The organism is Streptomyces sp. NPDC050856 (assembly GCF_040653855.1).
Lineage (GTDB): Bacteria > Actinomycetota > Actinomycetes > Streptomycetales > Streptomycetaceae > Streptomyces.
Genome location: NZ_JBFAGV010000004.1, coordinates 239,227 through 261,991 on the forward strand (window position 1 = coordinate 239,227; position 22,765 = coordinate 261,991).

The 22,765-nt window shown below is 74.9% G+C and carries 21 protein-coding genes; 9 read left to right on the forward strand and 12 right to left on the reverse strand.

The window, feature by feature from the left end:
* The first annotated feature begins 15 nt into the window (after positions 1-15).
* Both purB and mug read left to right on the forward strand, forming a co-directional pair.
* Positions 16-1,458 (forward strand): adenylosuccinate lyase, encoded by a 1,443-nt coding sequence (purB, locus tag AB0H53_RS05885; RefSeq protein ID WP_362107798.1) that lies wholly within the window; start codon positions 16-18, stop codon positions 1,456-1,458.
* Positions 1,459-1,477: 19 nt separating this feature from the next.
* Complete coding sequence (mug, locus tag AB0H53_RS05890; protein WP_362107801.1) at positions 1,478-2,020, forward strand: G/U mismatch-specific DNA glycosylase; 543 nt, start codon at positions 1,478-1,480, stop codon at positions 2,018-2,020.
* A gap of 158 nt (positions 2,021-2,178) precedes the next feature.
* On the opposite strand, the gene AB0H53_RS05895 is transcribed toward mug, so the two are convergent.
* Positions 2,179-2,616, reverse strand: a complete 438-nt coding sequence (locus AB0H53_RS05895) for a hypothetical protein (RefSeq protein ID WP_362107803.1) — start codon at positions 2,614-2,616, stop codon at positions 2,179-2,181.
* 248 nt (positions 2,617-2,864) lie between these two features.
* Between AB0H53_RS05895 and AB0H53_RS05900 the strand changes: the two genes are divergently transcribed.
* Positions 2,865-4,022: an ROK family protein gene (locus AB0H53_RS05900; RefSeq protein ID WP_362107806.1), complete on the forward strand. Its 1,158-nt coding sequence runs from the start codon at positions 2,865-2,867 to the stop codon at positions 4,020-4,022.
* A 58-nt stretch (positions 4,023-4,080) separates the two neighbouring features.
* Here the strand turns inward: AB0H53_RS05900 and AB0H53_RS05905 are convergent, their stop codons facing one another.
* On the reverse strand, positions 4,081-4,821 hold the full coding sequence (locus tag AB0H53_RS05905; RefSeq protein ID WP_362107809.1) for a GntR family transcriptional regulator: 741 nt from the start codon (positions 4,819-4,821) through the stop codon (positions 4,081-4,083).
* Positions 4,822-5,068: 247 nt separating this feature from the next.
* A complete protein-coding gene (locus AB0H53_RS05910; RefSeq protein ID WP_362107812.1) occupies positions 5,069-6,028 on the reverse strand; it encodes an RNA polymerase sigma-70 factor in 960 nt (319 codons plus the stop codon).
* Between the two features lie 205 nt (positions 6,029-6,233).
* Here AB0H53_RS05910 and AB0H53_RS05915 point away from each other — a divergent pair, with 205 nt between their 5' ends.
* Complete coding sequence (locus AB0H53_RS05915; RefSeq protein ID WP_362107815.1) at positions 6,234-7,823, forward strand: alkaline phosphatase D family protein; 1,590 nt, start codon at positions 6,234-6,236, stop codon at positions 7,821-7,823.
* 213 nt (positions 7,824-8,036) lie between these two features.
* Positions 8,037-9,479 carry a GNAT family N-acetyltransferase gene (locus AB0H53_RS05920; RefSeq protein WP_362107818.1) on the forward strand — a complete coding sequence of 481 codons (1,443 nt, stop codon included), beginning with the start codon at positions 8,037-8,039 and terminating at the stop codon, positions 9,477-9,479.
* On the opposite strand, the gene AB0H53_RS05925 is transcribed toward AB0H53_RS05920, so the two are convergent.
* Complete coding sequence (locus AB0H53_RS05925) at positions 9,388-10,617, reverse strand: PLP-dependent transferase (RefSeq protein ID WP_362107998.1); 1,230 nt, start codon at positions 10,615-10,617, stop codon at positions 9,388-9,390. The genes AB0H53_RS05920 and AB0H53_RS05925 overlap by 92 nt on opposite strands.
* Before the next feature lie 68 nt (positions 10,618-10,685).
* Here AB0H53_RS05925 and AB0H53_RS05930 point away from each other — a divergent pair, with 68 nt between their 5' ends.
* Both AB0H53_RS05930 and AB0H53_RS05935 read left to right on the forward strand, forming a co-directional pair.
* Positions 10,686-11,183, forward strand: a complete 498-nt coding sequence (locus AB0H53_RS05930) for an Lrp/AsnC family transcriptional regulator (RefSeq protein ID WP_362107821.1) — start codon at positions 10,686-10,688, stop codon at positions 11,181-11,183.
* Between the two features lie 58 nt (positions 11,184-11,241).
* Positions 11,242-12,933, forward strand: coding sequence for a DUF885 domain-containing protein (locus AB0H53_RS05935; protein ID WP_362107824.1), 1,692 nt, complete (start codon positions 11,242-11,244; stop codon positions 12,931-12,933).
* A gap of 133 nt (positions 12,934-13,066) precedes the next feature.
* Here AB0H53_RS05935 and AB0H53_RS05940 read toward each other — a convergent pair whose 3' ends face one another.
* A complete protein-coding gene (locus AB0H53_RS05940; RefSeq protein WP_362107827.1) occupies positions 13,067-13,552 on the reverse strand; it encodes a rhodanese-like domain-containing protein in 486 nt (161 codons plus the stop codon).
* Between the two features lie 95 nt (positions 13,553-13,647).
* Between AB0H53_RS05940 and AB0H53_RS05945 the strand changes: the two genes are divergently transcribed.
* Positions 13,648-14,094, forward strand: a complete 447-nt coding sequence (locus AB0H53_RS05945; protein WP_362107830.1) for an Lrp/AsnC family transcriptional regulator — start codon at positions 13,648-13,650, stop codon at positions 14,092-14,094.
* Here AB0H53_RS05945 and AB0H53_RS05950 read toward each other — a convergent pair.
* The 3 genes from AB0H53_RS05950 to AB0H53_RS05960 are packed head-to-tail and all read right to left on the reverse strand — an operon-like array spanning position 14,084 to position 19,212.
* On the reverse strand, positions 14,084-17,377 hold the full coding sequence (locus AB0H53_RS05950; RefSeq protein WP_362107833.1) for an AAA family ATPase: 3,294 nt from the start codon (positions 17,375-17,377) through the stop codon (positions 14,084-14,086). The two genes, AB0H53_RS05945 and AB0H53_RS05950, sit on opposite strands and share 11 nt — an antisense overlap.
* The gene (locus tag AB0H53_RS05955) at positions 17,374-18,543 is read right to left on the reverse strand and encodes an exonuclease SbcCD subunit D (protein ID WP_362107836.1); all 1,170 of its coding nucleotides are present in this window, start codon (positions 18,541-18,543) and stop codon (positions 17,374-17,376) included. Before AB0H53_RS05955 ends, AB0H53_RS05950 begins: the two co-directional genes overlap by 4 nt.
* A 42-nt stretch (positions 18,544-18,585) precedes the next feature.
* Positions 18,586-19,212, reverse strand: a complete 627-nt coding sequence (locus tag AB0H53_RS05960; RefSeq protein ID WP_362107839.1) for a YigZ family protein — start codon at positions 19,210-19,212, stop codon at positions 18,586-18,588.
* Between the two features lie 234 nt (positions 19,213-19,446).
* On the opposite strand from AB0H53_RS05960, the gene AB0H53_RS05965 reads away from it, so the two are divergent.
* Entirely contained in the window at positions 19,447-19,854 is a 408-nt protein-coding gene (locus tag AB0H53_RS05965; RefSeq protein ID WP_362107842.1) for a CoA-binding protein, read from the forward strand.
* A 10-nt stretch (positions 19,855-19,864) separates the two neighbouring features.
* Here AB0H53_RS05965 and AB0H53_RS05970 read toward each other — a convergent pair whose 3' ends face one another.
* The 4 genes from AB0H53_RS05970 to AB0H53_RS05985 form a co-directional block, all read right to left on the reverse strand.
* Positions 19,865-20,437 carry an XRE family transcriptional regulator gene (locus tag AB0H53_RS05970; RefSeq protein WP_362107845.1) on the reverse strand — a complete coding sequence of 191 codons (573 nt, stop codon included), beginning with the start codon at positions 20,435-20,437 and terminating at the stop codon, positions 19,865-19,867.
* A gap of 124 nt (positions 20,438-20,561) precedes the next feature.
* Entirely contained in the window at positions 20,562-21,314 is a 753-nt protein-coding gene (locus tag AB0H53_RS05975) for an acyltransferase (protein WP_362107848.1), read from the reverse strand.
* 100 nt (positions 21,315-21,414) lie between these two features.
* On the reverse strand, positions 21,415-21,942 hold the full coding sequence (locus AB0H53_RS05980) for a gamma carbonic anhydrase family protein (protein WP_362107851.1): 528 nt from the start codon (positions 21,940-21,942) through the stop codon (positions 21,415-21,417).
* A 90-nt stretch (positions 21,943-22,032) separates the two neighbouring features.
* A complete protein-coding gene (locus AB0H53_RS05985; RefSeq protein ID WP_362108001.1) occupies positions 22,033-22,734 on the reverse strand; it encodes a DedA family protein in 702 nt (233 codons plus the stop codon).
* Between the last annotated feature and the right edge of the window lie 31 nt (positions 22,735-22,765).

Here is a 22,765-nt window from a genome sequence, read left to right on the forward strand (position 1 = left end):
GTAGAATCTGGTCACGTGACTGCTGCGTCTGCGAAGCCTCGCATCCCCAATGTCCTCGCCGGCCGCTACGCCTCCGCGGAGCTCGCCGACCTCTGGTCCCCCGAGCAGAAGGTGAAGCTGGAGCGCCGGCTGTGGCTCGCCGTGCTGCGGGCGCAGCAGGACCTCGGGATCGAGGTGCCGGACACCGCGCTCGCCGACTACGAGCGGGTGGTCGACCAGGTCGACCTCGCCTCCATCGCCGAGCGTGAGAAGGTCACGCGCCACGACGTGAAGGCGCGTATCGAGGAGTTCAACGCGCTGGCGGGTCATGAGCAGGTCCACAAGGGCATGACCTCCCGCGACCTCACCGAGAACGTCGAGCAGCTCCAGATCCGGCGTTCGCTGGAACTCGTGCGCGACCGCACGGTGGCGGTGCTGGTGCGGCTGGGCAAGCTGTCCGCCGAGTACGGCGAGCTGGTGATGGCGGGCCGGTCGCACAACGTCGCCGCGCAGGCCACGACGCTCGGCAAGCGGTTCGCGACCACGGCGGACGAGCTGCTGGTGGCGTACGCGCGGCTGGAGGAGCTGCTCGGCCGCTACCCGCTGCGCGGCATCAAGGGCCCGGTGGGCACCGCTCAGGACATGCTCGACCTGCTGGGCGGCGACGCGGCGAAGCTCGCCGAGCTGGAGCAGCGGATCGCCACCCACCTCGGCTTCGCGCACGCCTTCACCTCGGTCGGCCAGGTCTACCCCCGCTCGCTGGACTACGAGGTCGTCACCGCCCTGGTGCAGCTGGCCGCCGCGCCCTCGTCGCTGGCCAGGACGATCCGGCTGATGGCCGGCCACGAGCTGGTGACCGAGGGGTTCAAGCCCGGCCAGGTCGGTTCCTCGGCGATGCCGCACAAGATGAACACCCGCTCCTGCGAGCGCGTCAACGGCCTGATGGTGATCCTGCGGGGTTACGCCTCGATGACCGGCGAGCTGGCGGGCGACCAGTGGAACGAGGGCGACGTGTCGTGCTCGGTGGTGCGCCGGGTGGCGCTGCCCGACGCGTTCTTCGCGTTCGACGGCCTGCTGGAGACGTTCCTGACCGTGCTGGACGAGTTCGGCGCCTTCCCGGCGGTCGTCGCCCGGGAGCTGGACCGCTACCTGCCGTTCCTGGCCACCACCAAGGTGCTGATGGCGTCGGTGCGGGCCGGGGTCGGCCGCGAGGTCGCCCACGAGGCCATCAAGGAGAACGCGGTCGCCTCGGCGCTGGCCATGCGCGAGCAGGGGGCCGAGCGCAACGAGCTGCTGGACAAGCTGGCCGCCGACGAGCGGATCCCGCTGGACCGGGCCGAGCTGGACGCCCTGATGGCGGACAAGCTGTCGTTCACGGGCGCGGCCGCCGACCAGGTCGGCACGGTGGTCTCCCGGATCGGGGAGATCGCCGAGCGGCACCCCGACGCGGCCGGTTACGTGCCCGGGTCGATCCTCTGAGCCGGGGCACCAGTCGCGTATGACACCTGAGGAACTCGAAGCCGCTCGCGACCGCGTCGTGCCCGACGTGATCGCGAGCGGTCTGTCCGTGCTGTTCTGCGGCATCAACCCGGGGCTGATGTCAGCCGCCACGGGCCACCACTTCGCCCGGCCGGGCAACCGCTTCTGGCCGGTGCTGCACCTGTCCGGTTTCACGCCGCGCCGGCTGCGGCCCGCCGAGCAGGAGGAGCTCCTCGACCACGGGCTCGGCATCACCAACGTGGTGGCGCGGGCGACCGCGCGGGCCGACGAGCTGAGCGACGAGGAGTTCCGCGAGGGCGGCCGGCTGCTGGCCGCCAAGGTCGAACGGCTGCGGCCGCGCTGGCTCGCGGTGGCCGGTGTCACCGCGTACCGGACGGCGTTCGGCGACCGCAAGGCCCGCATAGGGCCGCAGGACCGCCGGATCGGCGACACCCGGATCTGGGCGCTTCCCAACCCCAGCGGCCTGAACGCCCACTGGACCGTGCAGACGATGGCGGAGGAGTTCGGCCGGTTGCGGGCGGCTGCCCGTGAGGGCCCCTAGGGAGTGTCTGGTCGATCGGGCCGGATCGGGGAGCGGCGTCCGGTGCCGTGGATCGCGGGGCGGAGGAGGGAGCCACTGCGGGGCAGTGGCGACCCGCGACCGAGCGGCGAGGCGCGGCACCGGGTGACCCGAGCCCGGCGGGATCGGCGAGACACCCCCTAGGGCGGGTCGGTCTCCGTGACGACGGCGAGCAGCTGGAACGGCAGCTCCTTGTCCCACTGGGAGACGCCCAGCGCCAGCCAGCGCCCGTCCACCCGCCACAGGTGCACGTCCGGCACCGAACCGCTGAGGGTGCCCCACGGCTCCGGCAGGGGCTCGCCCGCCAGCCCGCGCTCCAGCAGCGACCAGAGGCTGAAGACCTGGGGCCGGCCCCACCGGCCGCTCAGCACCGCCGCCAGCGCCTCCCGCTCCGCCTCGAACTGATCCCCGGTCAGCTCCCGCCGGGTGCCGTCGTCCTCCCAGAAGTCCTCACTCGTGGCGAGCTCGGCGATGTGGTGGCCCGGACCACTGTCCCCCACGTCCGATCTGCCGCGCTGCGCCGGGAAGGGGCGGGAGCGCAGCGCGTCGACGGTCGCCAGATGCCGTGCGGTGGTCATGGCTCCAGTAAAGCCCGCCCCACTGACAATTGGCGTCGCGTCAGGGCTTCGGCGGCCAGGCCGGCTGACGCACCGGCAGGCGGCACGGCCGGCCCCCGGCGCCCGGCCAGGTGGCCGGGGGTCGGGCGGGCGGTACCCGCCGGCGCGGTACCGGGCGCCTCGCCCGGCCGGTGGACGGGCCCCGGTCGCCGGTCGTTCAACCATTGAGTACCATCCGCACACACGCGCTCCAACTGGGAGGACACACGGTGGGCCGGCTGACCGGCGGGGATCCGTCACTGCTGCGGCGGATCAACTCCGCGGTGGTACTCCATGCGCTGCGCGGCGCCGACGCGCTCACCCTCACCGACCTGACCCGCCTCACCGGCCTGTCCCGGCCGACCGTGGAGGGCGTCGTCGAGGGGCTGATCCAGACCGGTCTGGTGGTCGAGGCAGCCCCGGAGGAGGGCGCCGCCCGGCGGCAGGGCCGGCCGGCCCGCCGGTTCCGGTTCCGCGCGGAGGCGGGGCACCTGCTGGGTGTCGAGATCGGTCCCCACCGGGTCGCCGCGCTGCTGTCCGGGCTCGACGGGCGGATCATCGGTGCCGGCTCCCGGGCGGTGGGCCAGAAGGCGTCGGCGGACGAACGGCTGGAGCGGGTCCGGACGGTGGTCGCCGATGTGCTGCGGCGCACCGGTGTGCCACGCGACAGCCTGCGGGCGGTCGGCGTGGGCACGCCCGGCGTGGTGGAGGCCGACGGGACGGTACGGCTCTGCACGGCGCTGCCCGGCTGGACCGGTCTGGCGCTGGGCGAGCGGCTGCGGCGTTCGTTCCGCTGCCCGGTCCTGGTGGAGAACGACGCGAACGCGGCCGCGGTGGCCGAGCAGTGGAAGGGCGCCGCGGCGGATTCCGACGACATCGTCTTCGTGCTGGCCGGGCTGAGCCCCGGTGCCGGGTCGCTGATCGGCGGACGGCTGCACCGGGGCTTCGGCGGGGCGGCCGGCGAGATCGGCGCCCTGCACCTGCTGGGCCGCGAGGTCACCCCGGAGACGCTGCTGTCCACCACGGACGAGCCGCTGCACCCACTGGACGAGCAGGCGGTCGCGGAGGTGTTCGCCCTGGCGCGGAAGGGGGACGCGCGGGCCCTGGCCGCGGTGGAGCGGTTCATCCAGCGGCTGGTGCACGATGTGGCGGCCCTGGTACTGGCGCTCGACCCGGAGCTGGTGGTGGTCGGCGGCTGGGCGGCCGGACTGGACGGGATACTGCAGCCGCTGCGGGACGAGCTGGCCCGGTTCTGCCTGAGGCCGCCCCGGGTGGCGCTGTCGCTGCTGGGCGAGGCGGCGGTGGCGACCGGGGCGCTGCGGCTGGCGCTGGACCACGTCGAGGAACAGCTCTTCGCGGTCGAGGGAACGGTGACGGCCCGCCGCTGACCGCGAGGAGCGGCCGGGCGGCGGGCCGTTGTCCCGCGCGGGGCGGCGCGGGCCGGCGTCAGGACGCGATCTGGAGGTCTCCCGCGTCACCGAAGGTGAGCCGGCAGGTGTCGGCACGGTAGGTGGCCACCGAGACGGCAGCCGTGCGGCCCCCGGCGAAGTACCGGGTGGTGACGAGGAGGACCGGGGCGCCCGGCAGCCGGTCGAGCTCCTTGGCGTCGTCGGCCCGCGCCGAGCCGAGCTCCACCGCGCGGTCCTGGCCCTCCAGCGCCAGGCGCTGCAGTTCGCGCAGCACGCTGCGGGCCCTGGCGGGGCCGGAGGGGGCGTCGATGGCGGTGAGGTCGGGCACCGAGCCGGACGGGACGTAGAGGTGCTCGGCCGCGACCGGTGCCCCGTGCGGCACCCGCAGCCGGCGCACGGTGTGCACGGTCTCCTGGGCACCGGTGCCCAGCATGCGGGCCACGGCGGCGGGCGGCACGGCGGCGGCGCAGTCGACGGGCTGCCAGCTCTCCTCGCCCGCCCCGGGCCACTGGTGCTGGGTGGTGGAGACGTCGACCCCCACGCGGGGCGGGGCGACGGTGGTGCCGACGCCGCGGCGCCGCTGGAGCCGGCCCTCCAGTTCGAGCTGTTCGAGCGCCTGGCGCAGTGTGGCGCGGGCGACCCCGTAACGAGCGGCGAGTTCACGCTCGTTGGGCAGGATCTCCCCCACCGCGAAATCGGAGTCGAGCGCTTCGCTGAGCACGGTCTTGAGGTGCCAGTACTTCGGCTCCGGCACCGACTCCAGCTGCGTGGTCCCCACCCTGATCCTCCGCAATCGCCGTGTCCCCGGCGGCTTTCCTCGCGCTTGTTTATTAAAGGTTCCTTCACTATCCCTGCGACCATAGGACGGCGCACCTCTTTGGTCAAGACCAATCATCGCCCGGTTACGCAGCGCTGCCGGACTCCGCCACAGAGCGTTCACCCAGCGTTGTCGGGGCGGGGACGGGCCACGCGCCGGAGGGGGGAGGGCCACGCTCCGGGAACGGCCGCCGCCACCGGCGCGGGGGTCACCCGGCGCGGCCGGTCCGGCGGTGGAGGCGCGACGGACCCCGGGGCACCACCGCGGTCAGCTTCTCGGGGTTGCGCACGATGTGGACGCACTGGATCAGCCCGTCCCGCACCCCGAGCTGGAACACCGAGTCGGGCCTGCCGCCGGAGAGCACCAGCAGCGCCGGACCGCCGTTGAGCTCGACCAGCCGGAACTCGGCCTGGGGCACGGGCTGCCGGGCGACGGCGATGAGGAAGCGGCCCACCTTGTCCGCGCTCTCGACGACCCGCAGCGGCGCCTTCGCCCTGCCGCCGCTGTCGCCCACCAGTCGGACGTCCGGGGCGAGCAGGGCGAGCAGCCCGGCCAGGTCGCCGCCCGACGCCGCGGCGAGGAAGCGCTCGGTGAGGTCGCGGCGTACCGCGGGGTCCACGTCGTAGCGGGGCCTGCCCTCGTCGACGTGGCGGCGGGCCCGGCCGGCGAGCTGGCGCACCGCGGCCTCCGAGCGGTCCAGGGCGGCGGCGATCTCCCCGTACGGGAAGCCGAACGCCTCACGGAGCACGAACACCGCCCGCTCCAGCGGTGAGAGGGACTCCAGGACGACCAGCACGGCCAGTGACACGGAGTCGGCCAGCACCGCCCGTTCGGCCGTGTCCGGGACGGCGGGTCCGAAGTCGGTGACGACCGGTTCCGGCAGCCAGGGGCCGATGTACGTCTCGCGCCGCGCCCGCGCCTGGCGCAGCCGGTCCACGGCGAGCCGGGTGGTGATCCGTACGAGATAGGACCGCGGGTCGCGGACCTCCGCGTGCTCGGCGCCCGACCAGCGCAGCCACGTCTCCTGGACCACGTCCTCGGCGTCGGCGACCCGGCCGAGCATCCGGTAGGCCACCCCGGTCAGGAGCGGGCGATGGGCCTCGAAGACACCGGTGGGGCCGGTGCCGTCCGCGCCGGGGGCGCGGTACGCGGGGGGATCGGTCGTCACCCTCCCATCCCAGCCGACGCGCTCCGGCCGTGTCCAGCCACCACCGCGCGGGACGGCCGGGCGCGGGCCCGGGGTGCCCGCCACGGCGGGTGACCCGGTTGTTCATGTGCGGTTCGCGCGCCCGCCTCCCCGGGCCACTAGGTATGGCCGTGACCCGGCAGCCGTCCGCTGCCCGGCTTCCCGCCCGCCCTCGGAGGCGTATTCGATGACGTACAGCCAGCCGCCCGGTTCCGCTCCCGGCCGCCGTACCGTTCTGCGTGGCTCGCTGGCCGCTTCGGCCGCCCTCTCGCTGGGCGCAGCGCCGGCGCCCGCGCCGGCCGCGCCGGCACAGTCGCGGTCCGGGCGGCCGAACGCCGGGTGGGGCGTGCAGGCCGGCGACGTCACCTCCTCGTCCGGCCTGGTGTGGGTGCGCTCGGACCGGCCGGCCCGGATGGTGGTGGAGACCTCGGCGACCGAGTCGTTCCGCCGGGTCCACCGGTGGCACGGCCCGCTGCTCGGGCCGGACACCGACTTCACCGGCAGCACCGCGCTGCGCGGCCTGCCGGCGGGGGAGCAGATCCACTACCGGGTGACGCTCACCGACCCGGACGACCCCCGGCGCAGCGGGGAGCCGGTGTACGGGACGTTCCGCACCGCCCCCGCGCGGCGCCGGGACGGGGTGCGGTTCCTGTGGTCGGGCGACATCGCCGGGCAGGGCTGGGGGATCAACCCGGACATCGGCGGGTTCCGCGCCTACGAGGAGATGCGCCGCCTCGACCCCGACTTCTTCCTGTGCAGCGGTGACACGGTCTACGCGGACGGGCCTCTCCAGCCCCGGGTGACGCTCCCGGACGGGCGGGTCTGGCGCAATGTGACCACCGAGGAGAAGTCCAAGGTCGCCGAGACCCTCGGCGAGTACCGGGGCAACTTCCGCTACAACCTGCTCGACCACAACGTCCGGGCGTTCAACGCCCAGGTGCCCTCGGTCGTGCAGTGGGACGACCACGAGGTGCGCAACAACTGGTACCCCGGGCAGATCCTGGACGATCCCCGCTACACCGAGAAGGACGTGGACGTCCTGGCGGCCCGGGCGCTGCGGGCGTTCGGCGAGTACTTCCCGGTGTCCACGCTCGCCGAGGGCGGGGGCGGCCGGATGCACCGGGTGGTGCGGTACGGCCCGCTGCTCGACGTCTTCGTGCTGGACATGCGCACCCACCGCAACGCCAACTCGCCCGGGCGGCAGGCCGACGACCGCGACGGCATCCTCGGCGCCGGCCAGCTCGCCTGGCTGCGGCGGGAGCTGGCCCGTTCGCGGGCGGTGTGGAAGGTGCTGGCGGCCGACATGCCGCTGGGCCTGGTCGTGCCGGACGGGGCGACGGACTTCGAGGCCGTGGCGCAGGGGGACCCGGGTGTGCCGCTCGGCCGGGAGCTCCAGATCGCCGAGCTGCTGCGGTTCGTCAAGCACCGGCGGATCACCGGGACCCTGTGGCTGACGGCCGACGTGCACCACACCTCGGCGCAGCACTACGCGCCGGAGCGCGCGGCGTTCAAGGACTTCGCGCCGTTCTGGGAGTTCGTGTCGGGGCCGCTGGCGGCCGGTGGGTTCCCGGCCAGCGCCCTGGACGCCACCTTCGGTCCGGAGCGGGTCTTCGTACGGGCTCCGGAGCGCGCCAATGTCTCACCGATGGAGTCGCCGCAGTACTTCGGCGAGGTGGACATCGACGGCGGCAGCGGGGAACTGACGGTACGCCTGCGCGCGGAGGGCGGCACGGTCCTGTTCAGCAAGGTGCTCCGGCCGGGCCTCGTGGGCCAGTGACGTGACGCCGGCCGGGCCGCCCGGGCCCGGCCGGTCGCCCGTAGCCGGTCGCCCGCCACCCGCCGAACTCGTTGGCGAACAGGGAGGGACGTCGAGGCGAACGATCCTCGGCCGAAAAAGCGAAAATCAGTCATTAAGCGCCCAGAACCCTGCTTAACCCATCAGTCACAGAGCGTTCGTGATCAGGCAACACCGCTCCGTCACAGTGATGCCATGACTGACGCCTCATCCCTCCGGAGCACCCGCCGCCACCACTGGCGGCGGGACCTCGTCGAGCTGGCCGCCCTGTTCACCGCCGTCGCCGTGGCCGACGCGGTCGCGAACACCGTCGCGCACGGCCCCGACGGCCCCTACCTGCTCGCCGTCTCGGCCGTGGCCCTGATCGCCACCGCGGCCTTCCACATCTGGTGGTCACGCCGCCACGGCCACGCCCCGCCGGCCGGCCACCCCGGTGATACCGGCGGCTCACCGGCGCCGGCGGTCGCCCCGGTGAGCACGGGTGCCGGAACCCCGGCGCCGGCCGGGCGGCCGCGGACGACGCTGTGGCGGATGCGCACCACGGTGCGCGACGAGCCGGGCAGCCTCGCCGCGCTGTGCACCGCCCTCGCCCACCTCGGCGTGGACATCCTCACCCTGCAGACGCACCCGCTCGCCGAGGGCACCGTGGACGAGTTCCTGCTGCGGGCACCCGAGGCACTGGCGCCCGCCCGGCTGACCGAGCAGATCGCCGCGGCGGGCGGAAGGGGCACCTGGGTCGAGCGGGCCGACGCCCACGACCTGGTCGACACCCCCACCCGGGTGCTGGGACTGGCCACCCGTACTGCCCTGGACGGCGCGGAACTCCCCCTGGCGCTGCGCCAGTTGCTGGGCCGGTGCACCATCCACTCCCGGCCTGCGGTCTCCCTGACCGGACGCCCCACCGGTGAGACCGCCCCGGTGGAGGGGCTCCTGGAAGCGGGCGACACGGTGATGCGGCTGCGCGACCCGAACGGCGGGGCCATCACCGTCGAGCGGGCCTACCTGCCCTTCACGCCCACCGAGTTCGCCCGGGCCCGCGCCCTGGTGGAGCTGGACACCCGCCTGGGGCCGCGCGTCCCGCGCAGCCAGGACGTGCTGACCCTCCCCGAGGGCAACGAGATCACGGTCCGGCGCGCCGGTCCGGGCGACCTCGTGGCCGCCCGCGCGATGCACGACCGGTGCTCCGACCGGACGCTCGCACTGCGCTACCACGGCCCGGTCGGTGACGCCGACCGCTATCTGAACCACCTGCTCAGCCCGCGCTTCGGCCGCACGCTCGCCGTCCGGACCGCCTCCGGACGGCTCGTCGCGCTCGGCCACCTGCTCTGGGACGGCGACGAGACCGAGGTGGCGCTGCTCGTCGAGGACGACTGGCAGCGCCGGGGCATCGGTTCCGAGCTGCTGCGCCGCCTGGTGGCGCTGGCCGTCGAGGCGCGCTGCGCGAGCGTCTACGCGGTGACGCAGTCGTCCAACACCGGGATGGTCGCGGCCATGCGGGGCCTGGACCTCCCGCTCGACTACCAGATCGAGGAGGGCACCCTGGTGATCACCGCGCGGCTGACCGGAGCTCCCGAACCGCACCACCGGACCGCTGAGCGGGCGCGTCCCGGCCGGCGGACGGAGCCGGCCGAGCGCTGAGCGCCTCCGTCAGGTCCCGCCACAGGTCCTCGACGTCCTCCAGACCGACCGAGAGCCGCAGCAGGCGGTCGCTGACGCCGGCCGACCGCCGGTCTCCCTCGGCCACGATGCGGTGGCTGATGGAGGCCGGGTGCTGGATCAGCGTGTCGACGCTGCCGAGGCTCACCGCGGGCGTGATCAGCCGTACCCCGGCGATCACGTCGTGCGGGTCCCCGTACACCTCGAACGCGACCATGGCCCCGCCGATCGCGGGATAGTGCACCCGCGCGATCCTCGGGTCGACCGCCAGGCGGCGCGCCAGGTCCGCGGCGGTCGCCGACGCCGCCCGCATCCGGACCGGCAGGGTGGACAGGCCGCGCAGCAGCAGATAGCCCGCCATCGGGTGCAGGACGCCCCCGGTGGCGAACCGCACCTGGCGCAGCCGGCCGGCGAGCTCCTCGTCGCAGGCCACCACTCCCCCGAGCACGTCCCCGTGGCCGCCCAGGTACTTGGTGGCGCTGTGCAGCACGATCCGCGCCCCCTGCTCCACCGGCCGCTGCAGGACCGGGGTGGCGAAGGTGGAGTCGACGAGCAGCGGTACCGAGCCGCAGGCGTCGGCCACGGCCCGGATGTCGACCTCGGCGAGCGTGGGATTGGCCGGCGTCTCCACCATGACCAGTCCGGTGTCGGGCCGGATCGCCGCGGCGATGCCCTCGGGACCGGTCCAGGTCACCTCCGTACCGAGGAGCCCGGCGTCCAGCAGGTGGTCGCTGCATCCGTACATCGGGCGGACCGCCACCACGTGGCGCAGGCCCATGCTCGCCCGGGCCAGGAGCACGGCGGTGAGGGCGGCCATGCCACTGGCGAACGCCACGGCGCTCGTGGTGCCCTCCAGCCGGGCCAGGGCGGTCTCGAAGCGGGCCGTGGTCGGGTTGTCGAGCCGGGCGTAGACGGGTGGGCCCTCCGGGCGGGCGCCGGTGGCGGCGAACGCGTCGATGCGGGCGGCCTCGGCTCTGGCGTCGTGCGACGGGTAGGTGGTGGAGAGGTCGATCGGCACGGCGTGCAGGCCCTGGGCGGCGAGGTCGTCGCGGCCGGCGTGCACGGCCTCGGTGGCCAGCGCCCTGGGGTGGCGGGGGGCGGGCGAGGCGGCGTGGTCCATGGTGTCCATGACGGAACTGTGAACAGATACCGGCCCGTAGCCGAAAATCACCGTGTTACGTTCGCCGAATGACTGGTTCCGTCGTATTGGACACGGTCGATCTGCACATACTTCGCCTTTTGCAGAACGACGCCCGGACCACCTACCGGGAGCTGGCCGCCGAGGTGGGCGTGGCCCCTTCGACCTGCCTGGACCGGGTGGCACGGCTGCGCCGCACCGGGGTGGTGCTCGGGCACCGGCTGCGCATCGATCCGGCCAAACTCGGGCGCGGCCTTGAGGCGCTGCTCTCGGTCCAGGTCCGGCCGCACCGCCGGGAGCTCATCGGGCCGTTCGTGGAACGGGTCCGCGCCCTGCCGGAGTCCCGGGCGCTGTTCCATCTGACCGGACCGGACGACTACCTGGTGCACGTGGCCGTGGTGGACGCCGCCGACCTGCAACGACTGGTGCTGGACGAGTTCACCTCGCGGCGGGAGGTGGCGCGGGTGGAGACCCGGCTGATCTTCCAGCACTGGGAGTGCGGGCCGCTGCTGCCGCCCGTTCAGGGTCCTCACATGTCGGCCGAGTGACATCCGGCGGGGGCCGGGGAGGATGACGACCAGGCCGGCGGCATACGAGGATGGCCCCATGCCAGAGACCTCCAGCAGCGCCCTGCCCCGCCAGGTCGCCGATGCCCATGTCGACGCGCTCGTCGGACTCGACCCGATCACCGGTACGTACCTGGGGGTCCGGGAGAGCGCCGGTCTGCTGCCCGACTTCTCGCCCGCCGGGCAGGACGAGATCGCCGCGCTGGCCCGCCGGACGCTCGCCCGGCTGGACGAGGCGGAGCGCCTGCCGGGAGCGGCCGAGGACGCCGAACGGCGGTGCGGCCGGCTCCTGCGGGAACGGCTCACCGCCGAGCTCGCCGTCCACGAGGCTGGCGAGGGGCTGCGCACGGTCAGCAACATCCACTCCCCCGCGCACAGCGTGCGCATGGTGTTCACCGTGATGCCCACCGGGACGGACGAGGACTGGTCGGCGGTCGCCGAGCGGCTGCGGGCGGTGCCCACCGCGCTGGAGGGCTACCGGGCCTCCCTCGCCCTGGGGCTGGAGCGGGAACTGCCGGGCGGGCCCCGCGCGACGGCGACCTTCGTCCAGCAGCTCACCGAGTGGTCGGGCCACGACGGGGCCAGGCGCGGCTGGTTCGAGGAGTTCGCGGCGGGCGGGCCCAACGCCCTGCGCGGCGAGCTGGACCCGGCGGCGCGGCAGGCCACGCGGGCGCTGGTGGAACTGCGCGACTGGATGCGCGACGTGTACGCCCCGGCCGTCGCCAAGGCCCCCGACACGGTCGGCCGCGAGCGCTACGCCCGCTGGTCCCGCTACTACAACGGAACCGACTTCGACCTGGACGAGGCGTACGCGTACGGCTGGGACGAGTACCACCGGCTGTACGCCGAGATGAGGACCGAGGCCGGCCGGATCCTGCCGGGCGCGGGCCCCTGGGAGGCGCTGGCCCACCTCGACGAGCACGGCGCGCACATCGAGGGCGTCGAGCAGGTGCGGGTCTGGCTGCAGGAGCTGATGGACGAGGCGATCGAGGCGCTGGACGGCACGCACTTCGAACTCGTCGAGCGGGTACGGAAGGTGGAGTCCCGGATCGCTCCCCCGGGCGGCGCCGCCGCGCCGTACTACACCGGTCCGTCCGAGGACTTCTCCCGCCCGGGCCGCACCTGGCTGCCGGTCGACGGCGAGACCCGCTTCCCGGTCTACGACCTGGTGTCGACCTGGTACCACGAGGGGGTGCCCGGTCACCATCTCCAGCTCGCGCAGTGGGTGCACGTCGCCGACCGGCTCTCCCGCTACCAGGCGACGGTCGGGCAGGTCAGCGCCAACGCCGAGGGCTGGGCCCTGTACGCGGAACGGCTGATGGACGAACTGGGCTTCCTGCCCGACCCGGAGCGCCGCCTGGGCTACCTGGACGCCCAGATGATGCGGGCCTGCCGGGTGATCGTGGACATCGGCATGCACCTGGGGCTGCGGATCCCGGCGGACTCGCCGTACCGGCCGGGCGAGCGGTGGACGCCGGAGCTGGCCCAGGAGTTCTTCCGGGCGCACAGCAGCAGGCCGCCGGCGTTCGTGGAGAGCGAGCTCACCCGCTACCTGTCCATGCCGGCGCAGGCGATCGGCTACAAACTGGGCGAGCGCGCCTGGCTGCTGGGCCGTGAGAACGCGCGCAGGGCGCACGGCGCCGCCTTCGACGCCAAGAAGTGGCACATGGCCGCCCTCTCCCAGGGCCCGCTGGGCCTGGACGACCTGGTGGACGAGCTGTCCCGCCTCTGACCACCGCCCCGCCGGGCCCGCGCCCGGCACCCGTCCGCGCCCCGGGTCCCCCACGCCCGGGCGCGCCCCGTGCCGTTCGGCCGCTGCCGTTCGGCCCGGGCCCCGGGGCCGCCGGGCGCGGTCCGGCCGGGTGTCAGCAGCCGCAGACCCCGGCGCCCGTCACGGCGGTCAGCGGGTCGACGGGCCGCCGGTCGCGGCCCCGCCGGGTCTCGAACTCGAAGCCCTCGCGCACCCAGTACTCGAACCCGCCCAGCATCTCCTTGACCTGGTGGCCGAGTTCGGCGAGGACCCGGGCCGCCCGGGTGGCGCCGTTGCAGCCCGGGCCCCAGCAGTACGTGACCACCGGGACCGACCGGTCCAGCAGGTGCCCCGCCCGGTCGGCGATGAGCGCGGTGGGCAGGTGCACGGCCCCGGGGATGCGGCCCTGGTCCCAGGACTCGGCGGACCGGGAGTCCAGCAGCACGAACCCCGGATCGCCGCCCGCGGCCAGGGCGGCGGCGACGTCCGAGGGGTCGGTGTGGAAGGCCAGGCTCGCCGAGAAGTAGGCGGCGGCAGCGGCGGGCGACGCCGGCGGAACCCGCAGGACCGGGTGGGCGGAGGAGGGCCGTGATGTCGTCATGAGGGGAAAGGTACGGTGGGTTGATCATCTCGGTGAAGTGACGATCCCCGGGCCTTCTCTTGTCCGACCGGGGAATTCCCTGCTATTCCTCGTCCATGACCGGATATTCACCGGACGCCACCGACTGGCGCATCCTCCAGGCCCTGCAGGACCAGGGCCGGGCCAGCTTCGCCGAGCTGGCCCGTACCGTGTCCATGTCCGCGAGCGCCGTCACCGAGCGGGTGCGCAGACTGGAGGAGGCGGGGGTGATCGCCGGCTACACGGCGGTGGTCGACCACGAGCGGATCGGGCTGCCCATCCTGGCCTTCGTACGGCTCCGCTACCCGCACGGCAACTACAAGCCGTTCCACGACCTGCTGGAGACCACCCCGGAGATCCTGGAGGCCCACCACGTCACCGGCGACGACTGCTTCGTCCTGAAGGTCGCCGCCCGCTCCATGGGGCACCTGGAGGAGGTCTCCGGGAGGGTCGGCGCGCTGGGTTCGGTGACGACCAGCGTGGTCTACTCCTCACCGCTGCGGCGCCGCCCGGTCAGCCGCTGACCCCCGCCCCCGTACGCAGCCGCACCGCCGAGCCGCCGCGCTCCTTGACCACCTCGAGCTGGACCGGGACGCGGCGGCGCAGGTCGGGCACGTGGCTGACGATGCCGACGCTGCGGTCGCGCTCGCGCAGCGAGTCGAGCACGTCCAGCACCTCGTCGAGGGTCTGGTCGTCCAGGCTGCCGAACCCCTCGTCGATGAAGAGGGTGTCCAGCCGTACGCCGCCGGCCTCGTCGGTGACGACGTCCGCCAGGCCGAGGGCCAGCGCCAGTGACGCGAAGAAGGTCTCACCGCCGGAGAGCGTCGCCGTGTCGCGCTCGCTGCCGGTCCACGCGTCGACCACGTGCAGGCCCAGCCCGGAGCGCTTGCCGCCGGAGCGCGCGTCGGAGTGGACCAGGGTGTAGCGGCCGGACGACATGCGCTGGAGGCGGACGGTGGCCGCGGCGGCCACCTGCTCCAGGCGGGCCGCCAGGACGTACGACTCCAGCCGCATCCGGCGTTCGTTGTCGGCCGAGGTCCCGGCGGTCAGACCGGCCAGCCGGGCCACCCTGTCGTACTCCTCGCGCAGCGGCCCGAGCCCGCGCACCTCAGCGGCGGCCCGCCGGGACAGCCGGGCGAGCTCGTCGTACCGCTCCCGGTGGGCGGACAGGGCGGTGGCCGCCTCCCGCAGCGCGCGTTCGGCGGCGCCGTGCACGGCCAGGGCGGTGTCCGGGTCGGCGGGCGGGCACGCGGCGGCGGCCCGTGTCTCCGGCTCGGCGAGCCGGTCGGCGACCGCCGCGGCCTCGGCCCGCCAGTCGTCCAGCAGCCGCTGGAGCTCGCGCCGGCGGTCGTCGGCGAGCAGCGCGGCGGCGGCGTCGTCGGGCGTGCCGAAGCCGGCGTGGAACGCGGCGTCGGCGAGCCGGCCGTCGGCCTCCTTCAGGCGCCGGGCGGTGGCCTCCACGGCCCGTACCGCGTCGGCCGCCTCGGCGAGGGCGCCGATCCTGCGCTCCAGCCGGGCGGCGTGGTCGGCGACGGTGTCGGTGGCGCCGTCCCGGACGCGGGCCAGTTCGGCGTCGAGCGCCGCCTGCTCGCGGTCCAGGGCCTCGCGCTGACTGGTGCGCGCGGCGGCCCGGCGCTCGGCCCGGCGCTGGACGGCGAGCCGCTCCTCGTACTCCCGTTCCGCGCGGACCAGTGCCTCACGGGCGGCGTGGGTCCCGGCGGCCAGCCGGTGCGCCTCGGTGTGCTCGCGCTCCAGCCGTTCGACCAGGTCGGCGAGTTCGGCGGCGCTCGGGCCGTCGGCCTGGTCCGGGCGCGGCGGCCCGGCCTGGGCGGGGAATCCCGCCAGTCCGGCGCCGGCGCGGATCCCCGTGGGGGTTCCCGCCCGGGGCCCGGCCTGGGCGGGCAGCCCGGCCGGAGCGGCCCCGGAACCGGCCGACGAGGGCGGCTCCGGGTGACCGACGGACGGCCCGGCCGGAGCGACGCCGGCGGTGGGGCCGGCGGACGGGGCGGTGGCGCCGTCGGCGGAGCCCGTTCCGGTGGCGCCGACCAGGGCGCCGTCCGGGTCGGCCGAGTCCATGGCCGCCGACCGGGCGGCGGCCAGCGCCTCCCGTACGACGGCCAGTTCGCGCTCGGCGCGCGCCCTCGCCTCATCCGCGCGGGTGTGGGCCTCGTACGCCGCCTCCTCGGTCCCGGGGTCCACCTGGCCGTCCTCCGCGCGCGCGGGCGCCGGGTGGTCGGGAGAGCCGCAGACCGCGCACGGCAGGCCGGCCGCGAGCTGGGCCGCGAGCTCCGCGGCGATGCCCCGCAGCCGGCGCTCGCGCAGGTCCAGCCAGGTCTCATGGGCGCTGTTGGCCCGTTCCCTGGCCGTCGCCAGCCGGGACTCGGCGGCGGAGACCTCCCCGGCCAGCGTGTCGCGGCGGCGGGCGGCGGCCAGCCGCCGGCGGGCGGGGTCGAGCCGCCCGGCGAGGTGTTCGGCGCGGGTGGCCGCTTCCTGGGCGGCTTCGACGCGGTCCGTCAGGGCGCGCCGGGTGGCTTCCCATCCGGCCAGCCATTCGGCCGCCTCCTGAAGGGCGTCCTCGTCGGCGCGCTCCTGCCGTTCCAGGTCCTCGCGTTCCAGGCGGATCGCGGCGCCGCGCAGCTCGGCGCGGCGGGCGGCCGCCAGTTCCCCGAGGTCCTGGCGCAGACGCCGCTCCAGGGCGGACAGCCGCCCGGCGTCCGCGTCGGCGAGCTCGGCCGGGAGGGCGGCCATGGCCCGGTCCCGGGCGTCGCTCGCCGCCCGGTGCTCGCGCGCGGCGTCCTCACGCAGGCTCAGCGGGCCCGCGACCCGCTCGGCCCGGTGGGCCCGCTCCAGCCGGGCCTGCCGCTCGTCGTGTTCGGCGCGCCCTGCGTCCAGCTCGGCCGCGCGCCGCCGGGCGTCCGCGTGGCGGCGCTGGCGGGCGGCCAGGTCCCGCTCGGCGTCCAGGGCGTGGCGCGCCGCGGCCTGCCGCTCCTCGGCGGCGGCCAGTGCCGAGCCGGCGATGTCCAGTGCCTCTCGGGCCCCGGAGCGCGCGACGGCCGCCCAGGCCAGCACGGACCGGGCCAGTCCCGGCTCACCGGGCCTGCCGTCCGGCGCCGGCCAGTCCCCGGCCGCTCCGCCCGCCGCCTGGGCCATCCGGTGGGCGAGCGCCAGCAGCCTCTCGTCCCCCTCCCTGACCCGTTGTTCGGCGGCGCGGCGCAGTTCGGCGAGCCGTTCCTCGACGGCGGCGAACCGCCGGGTGTCGAAGAGCCGGCCGAGCAGTCTGCCGCGCGCCTCGGCGTCGGCGCGCAGGAAGCGCGCGAAGTCGCCCTGCGGGAGCAGGACGACCTGGCAGAACTGCTCGCGGCTCATGCCGAGGAGCTGGGTGACCTCCTCACCGATCTCCTGGTGCGACTTGCTGAGCCCGCGCCAGGTGCCCGTCGCGGTGTCGTACTCGCGCAGCCAGGACTGGGCCTTCTCGGTGGTGTGCCCGGTGCCCCGCTTCTTGGGGCGCGGCTGCGCGGGACGCCGGGTGATCTCCAGGCGCCGGCCGGCCACGGTCAGTTCGAGGGCGACCTCGGTGGGGGTGCCGGGCGCCGCGTGGTCGCTGCGCAGCGAGGCCCCCGGGCTCTGCCGGGCGCCGGGCACCGCGCCGTACAGCGCGTAGCAGACGGCGTCCAGGACGGAGGTCTTGCCGGCGCCGGTCGGCCCGTGCAGCAGGAACAGCCCGGCCCTGCTGAGCGCGTCGAAGTCGACGCGCTGGGGGGTGCCGAACGGGCCGAAGCCGGTGATGTCGAGCCGGTGCAGCCTCACCCGGCCACCTCGCGCTCGGCCATGGCGACCCGTACGTCTTCGAAGGCGCTGTGCAGCGCCGCGCGTTCCGCTCCGTCGGGGCCCGCCCCGCCCCGTACGTGGGCCACGAAGTCCTCGGCGATCTGCTGGTCGCTGCGGTCCCGCAGGCGCCGCGCGTACGAGGCGAGGGGGTCGTCGGCGGTCCGCTCGGGTTCGAAGACGAGGCTGAGGGTGTGCGGGAAGCGCGCGCAGAGGCGGGCCATGGGGTCGGTGGGGCGCACCGGGTCGGTGAGGGTCGCCTCGACCCAGGCGTCCTCGTGGCGGGCCAGCTCCGGGTCGGCGAGCAGGTCGTCGAGACGGCCCCGCAGGCGGGCGAGGGCGCGGGGCACCGGGCAGGCCACGCGCTCGGCGGCGGTGATCGCGCCGTCCGCGCCCAGGTCCACCAGCCACATCGTCTTGCGGTGGTGGACCTCGGAGAAGGAGTAGGCGAGGGGGGAGCCCGAGTAGCGCACCCGCTCGGTGATGGCCTGGCTGCCGTGGAGGTGGCCCAGGGCGGCGTAGTCGACGCCGTCGAAGACCCCGGCCGGTACGGCGGCCACACCTCCGACCGTGATGTCGCGCTCGCTGTCGCTGGGCTCACCACCGGCGACGAAGGCGTGCGCGAGGACGACGGAGCGGGTGCCGGCCGGGCGGCGGGCGAGGTCGGCGCGGACCCGGTCCATGGCGGCGTCCAGCACCGCCTCGTGACCGGCCTTTCCTGCGCCCAACTCGTCGCGGACCAGGCTCGGTTCCAGGTACGGCAGGCCGTAGAGGGCCACGTCGCCGTGGGCGTCGGCGAGCACCACGGGTGTGCCCGCGCCGGCGGGGTCGGTGCGCAGGTGTATCCCGGCCTTCTCGATGAGCCGGGCCGCGACCCCGAGCCGGCGTCCCGAGTCGTGGTTCCCGGAGATCATCACGGTGGGCACCCCGGCGTCCGCGAGCCGGTGCAGCGCCGTGTCGAACAGCTCGACGGCCGGCAGCGGCGGTACCGCCCGGTCGTAGACGTCGCCTGCCACCAGCACCGCGTCCACGTCGCGCTCGCGCACCGTGGCCACCAGGTGGTCGAGGAACGCGGCCTGGGCGTCGAGCAGGCTCACCCGGTGGAACGACCGTCCCAGGTGCCAGTCCGACGTGTGCAGGAGTCTCATGATCCCCGAGACTAACGGGGGGCTCGGACATCCTGTGCGGCTTCAGGCGTCTTGGTACGCCTCGCCGCCCAGTTCCAGTCCGGCGGTCCCGGCGGTCGCATCGGCCAGCCAGGCGCGGAAGTTGTCGACGTCGGCGTCGGGCAGGCCGATGTCGATGGTGACGGCCTCGGCGTAACGCACCTCACGCACCGCCCGTCCGGTCGCCCGCAGGTCGTTCTCCAGTTTCCCGGCCCGCTGGTGGTCGACGGTGACGGTGGCCAGCCGGAAGCGACGGCGCGTGACGGTGCCGAGGGCGTCCAGGGCCTCGCCGACCACCCCGCCGTACGCCCTGATCAGGCCGCCGGCGCCCAGCTTCACCCCGCCGTAGTAGCGGGTGACGACGGCGGCGGTGTAGCGCATGTCACGGCGCAGGAGCATCTGGAGCATGGGTGCTCCGGCGGTGCCGCCCGGTTCGCCGTCGTCACTCGCCCGCTGTACGGCGGCGTCGGCGCCGATGACGTACGCGAAGCAGTTGTGGGTGGCGGTCGGGTGTTCCCGGCGGACGCGGGCCACGAAGTCCTGCGCCTCCCGCTCGGTCGCGACGGGCGCGAGGGCGCAGAGGAAGCGCGAGCGGTTGATCTCGGTCTCGTGCACGCCTTCGCGGGCGACCGTCCGGTACTGCTCCTGCATCCCGCCACCCTATGCGGCGTCCGGTACCACCGGTGCCGCGAGGCACCGCGGGGAGCCGTCGCCGGGCCCCGGGAGCCGTCGCCGGGCCCCGGGAGCCGTCGCCGGGCCCCGGGTGCCGTCGGGCGCCCGGGGTTTCGTCGGGCGCCCCGGCCACCCGGGGAATGCCCGGCCGCCGGTTCCGGTTGTCCGGGGCGAAGCACCGCCCCGCCCGTCCCCGACCCCCCAGGACAGCACGTGTACGGCGATCCCGCGACCATCCGCAAGCTCCTCACCGACAGCGGTGGCACCTGGGCGGTGGTCGGCCTCTCCACCAACCGGGCGCGGGCCGCCTACGGCGTCGCGGCCGTCCTCCAGCGCTTCGGCAAACGCGTGGTGCCGGTGCACCCCAAGGCAGAGACGGTCCACGGCGAACGCGGGTACGCCTCGCTGGCCGCCATCCCCTTCCCGGTGGACGTGGTGGACGTCTTCGTCAACAGCGACCTCGCCGGAGCCATCGCGGACGAGGCCGTGGCCAAGGGCGCCAAGGGGGTCTGGTTCCAGTTGGGAGTCGTCGACGAGGCCGCGTACGAGCGCACCCGCGCCGCCGGTGTCGACATGGTGATGGACCTGTGCCCCGCCATCGAGATCCCCCGGCTGCGCTGAGGCGCCGGCCTCAGCGCGGGGGCGGGACGGAGACCGCCATCGTCATCTCGACGGTCTCCGACCCGTCGTTGCGGTAGGCGTGGGGCACGTCGGACGCGAAGGCCGCCGAGGTACCCGCCGGGACGCGGTGCTCGGCGCCGGCCACGACGAGGGTGAGCTCGCCCGCCGTGACGTGGAGCAGTTCGGTCGTGCCGTCCGGATGGGCGTCGGAGTCGCTGGCGTCACCGGGCATCAGCGTCCAGGACCACAGCTCCAGCGGGCCTCGGGCCTCCGCGCCGACCAGCAGGGTGGTGTGGCTGCCGCCGGCCGTGGACCACATCCGCACCGCCTGCTCCCGGGGCACGAGCCTCACCTGCGGGCCCTGCTCGAAGTCGAGCAGGGCGGTGATCGAGACGCCGAGGGCGTCGGCGATCTTCACCGTGGTGCCGACGCTGGGATTGGTGCGGGCCTGCTCGATCTGGATGATCATGCCGCGGCTCACACCCGCCCGGGCGGCGAGGGCGTCGAGGGTGAAGCCCCGCTCCTTGCGCAGACGCTTGAGGTTGCGGGCGAGCGACTGCGTGAGCTGGTCGAGGTCCGACACGTTCCGTCCGGTGTCTCGGCGACAGGGTCCAGCGCGTCGCACCACGGTCCGGTGCACCCGCTGTCCACCGCACTGTACTGCGCGGCACCGCCCCTCCCGCCCCGCTTCCGCACCGGCTCCGGGGTCAGGCGTTGTCGGGGTCCAGCTCCGCGAGCGCCAGGAGCTGCTCGGGGGTGACCCCCTCCGGCACCGGTAGGGGCGCGGGCGTGCGCAGCGGCGGCTGCCAGCCCGTCGCCGGGTCCCAGCTGCGGACGACCCGGGCCGGCGCCCCGGCCACCACCGCGTGGTCGGGCACCTCGCCCCGTACGACGGCGCCGGCGGCGACCACCACGTTGCGTCCCAGCCGGGCGCCGGGCAGGATCACCGCCCCGGTGCCGAGCCAGCAGCCGGGGCCGATCCCGACCGGGGCGGTGCGCGGCCACTGCCTGCCGACCGGTTCGTCCGGGTCGTCGTAGCTGTGGTTGGTCGAGGTGATGTAGACGTACGGGCCGCAGAAGGTGTCCGCGCCGATGGTCACCGGAGCGTCGGCGACGACATGGCTGCCGCGCCCGAGGACCACCCCGTTGCCGAGCGTGAGGACCGCGTCGGGCCCCAGTTCCAGGCCGGGCATCATCCCGGCGGTGAGGGTCACCTGCTCGGCGATGACGCAGTGCTCGCCCAGCTCGATCCACTCCTCGCCGAAGACGGTGCCCTGCGGGAAGGCCAGCCGGGTTCCGGCGCCGATCCGGCGGAAGCGCAGCCGTCCGGGGTGGTCGGCGGTGACCGCTCCGGCCTCCCGCACCCATTGCCAGCCCCGGTGCACCGCGCGGGCCACGACCCGGCGCCGCCAGGCGGTGAGACCGGCGCGGGATGAGAACGTGTTTCGGTTCTTCGGCACCCGCACACGGTAATGGCCCGGGCGGGACCCGGCCCGGGCGCTCACCTGTGATGTTCACCCCACGCCGCCCGGCCGCGGCGGGCGCGCGGGGCGGCGGGGGTCAGCCGTGCGCCTCGCGGTGGCCGCGGGCGAGTTCGAGGTACATGGCGGCGTTGAGGCGGATGCCCTCGCGCTCCTCGTCGGTCAGCTCCCGCCGCACCTTCGCGGGGACCCCGGCGACCAGGGACCCCGGCGGCACCCGCATCCCCTGCGGCACCAGCGCCTGTGCCGCGACGAGGGAACCGGCGCCGATGACCGCGCCGTTGAGGACGGTGGCGCCCATGCCGATGAGGCAGTCGTCCTCCACCGTGCAGCCGTGCACGACGGCGTTGTGGCCGACCGACACCCGCTCGCCGATGGTGACCGGGAAGCCCGGGTCGACGTGGACCGTGCAGTTGTCCTGGATGTTGCTGTCGGCGCCGAGCGTGATGGGGCCGCAGTCGGCCCGCAGCACCGCGTGGTACCAGACGCTCGCCCCCGGGGCCAGGGTGACGTCGCCGATCACCACGGACGTCGGGGCGGCGAACGCGTCCGGGGACACCTTCGGCTCCGAGCCCCCGACTCCCGCGATCAGTGCCTGGTCCGCCATGCCTGTTCTCCTCGTCCGTTCGGAGCCGCGCCGGTAGCACCGTATGGGACCGGGCGGCACGCCCGGCGGCCGGGGGCGGGCGCGGCGTACTCAGTCGGTGGCCGCGGCCCCGACCGGCTCGGGTCCGGCCACCGCGCGCGGACCGGCGTCGGCGTCCGGGCGGGCGGCGCACTCGGCACCGGTCCGCGCCGCCGCCTTCTTGGCGCGGCTCTTCAGGACGAGCATCGAGGCGAGGCCGAACAGGACCGCGAGGACCAGACCCAGCCAGGAGAAACGCTTCAGCCATGCCTCGGCGACGACACCGAGCGAGTAGATGACGGCCGTGGTGCCGCCGGCCCACAGGATGCCGCCGAAGACGTTGGCGATGAGGAACTTCCAGTACGGCATGCGCAGCACCCCGGCCAGCGGGCCGGCGAAGATCCGCAGCAGCGCCACGAAGCGGCCGAAGAAGACGGCCCACATCCCCCACTTCTGGAACGACCGCTCCGCCATGGCGATGTTGGCCTCGCCGAAGTGCTTGGGGAACCTGCCGCCCAGCCGGGCGAGCAGCGGACGCCCGCCCCTGCGGCCGATGGCGTAGCCGATGGAGTCGCCGATGATGGCGCCCGCCGTCGCGCATGCTCCCAGGACGTACGGGTCGATGTCCCCGTGCTGGGAGGCGAGCAGCGCCGAACTGACGAGGACGATCTCGCCCGGCAGGGGAATGCCGAGGCTCTCCAGCCCGATCACCACCCCCACCAGGAGGTAGACGCTGAGAGGTGGAACGGTCTCGAGCCACTCCTGGACGTGCAACGCCGGTTCCTCCCGTTTCGGTACTGAAGTC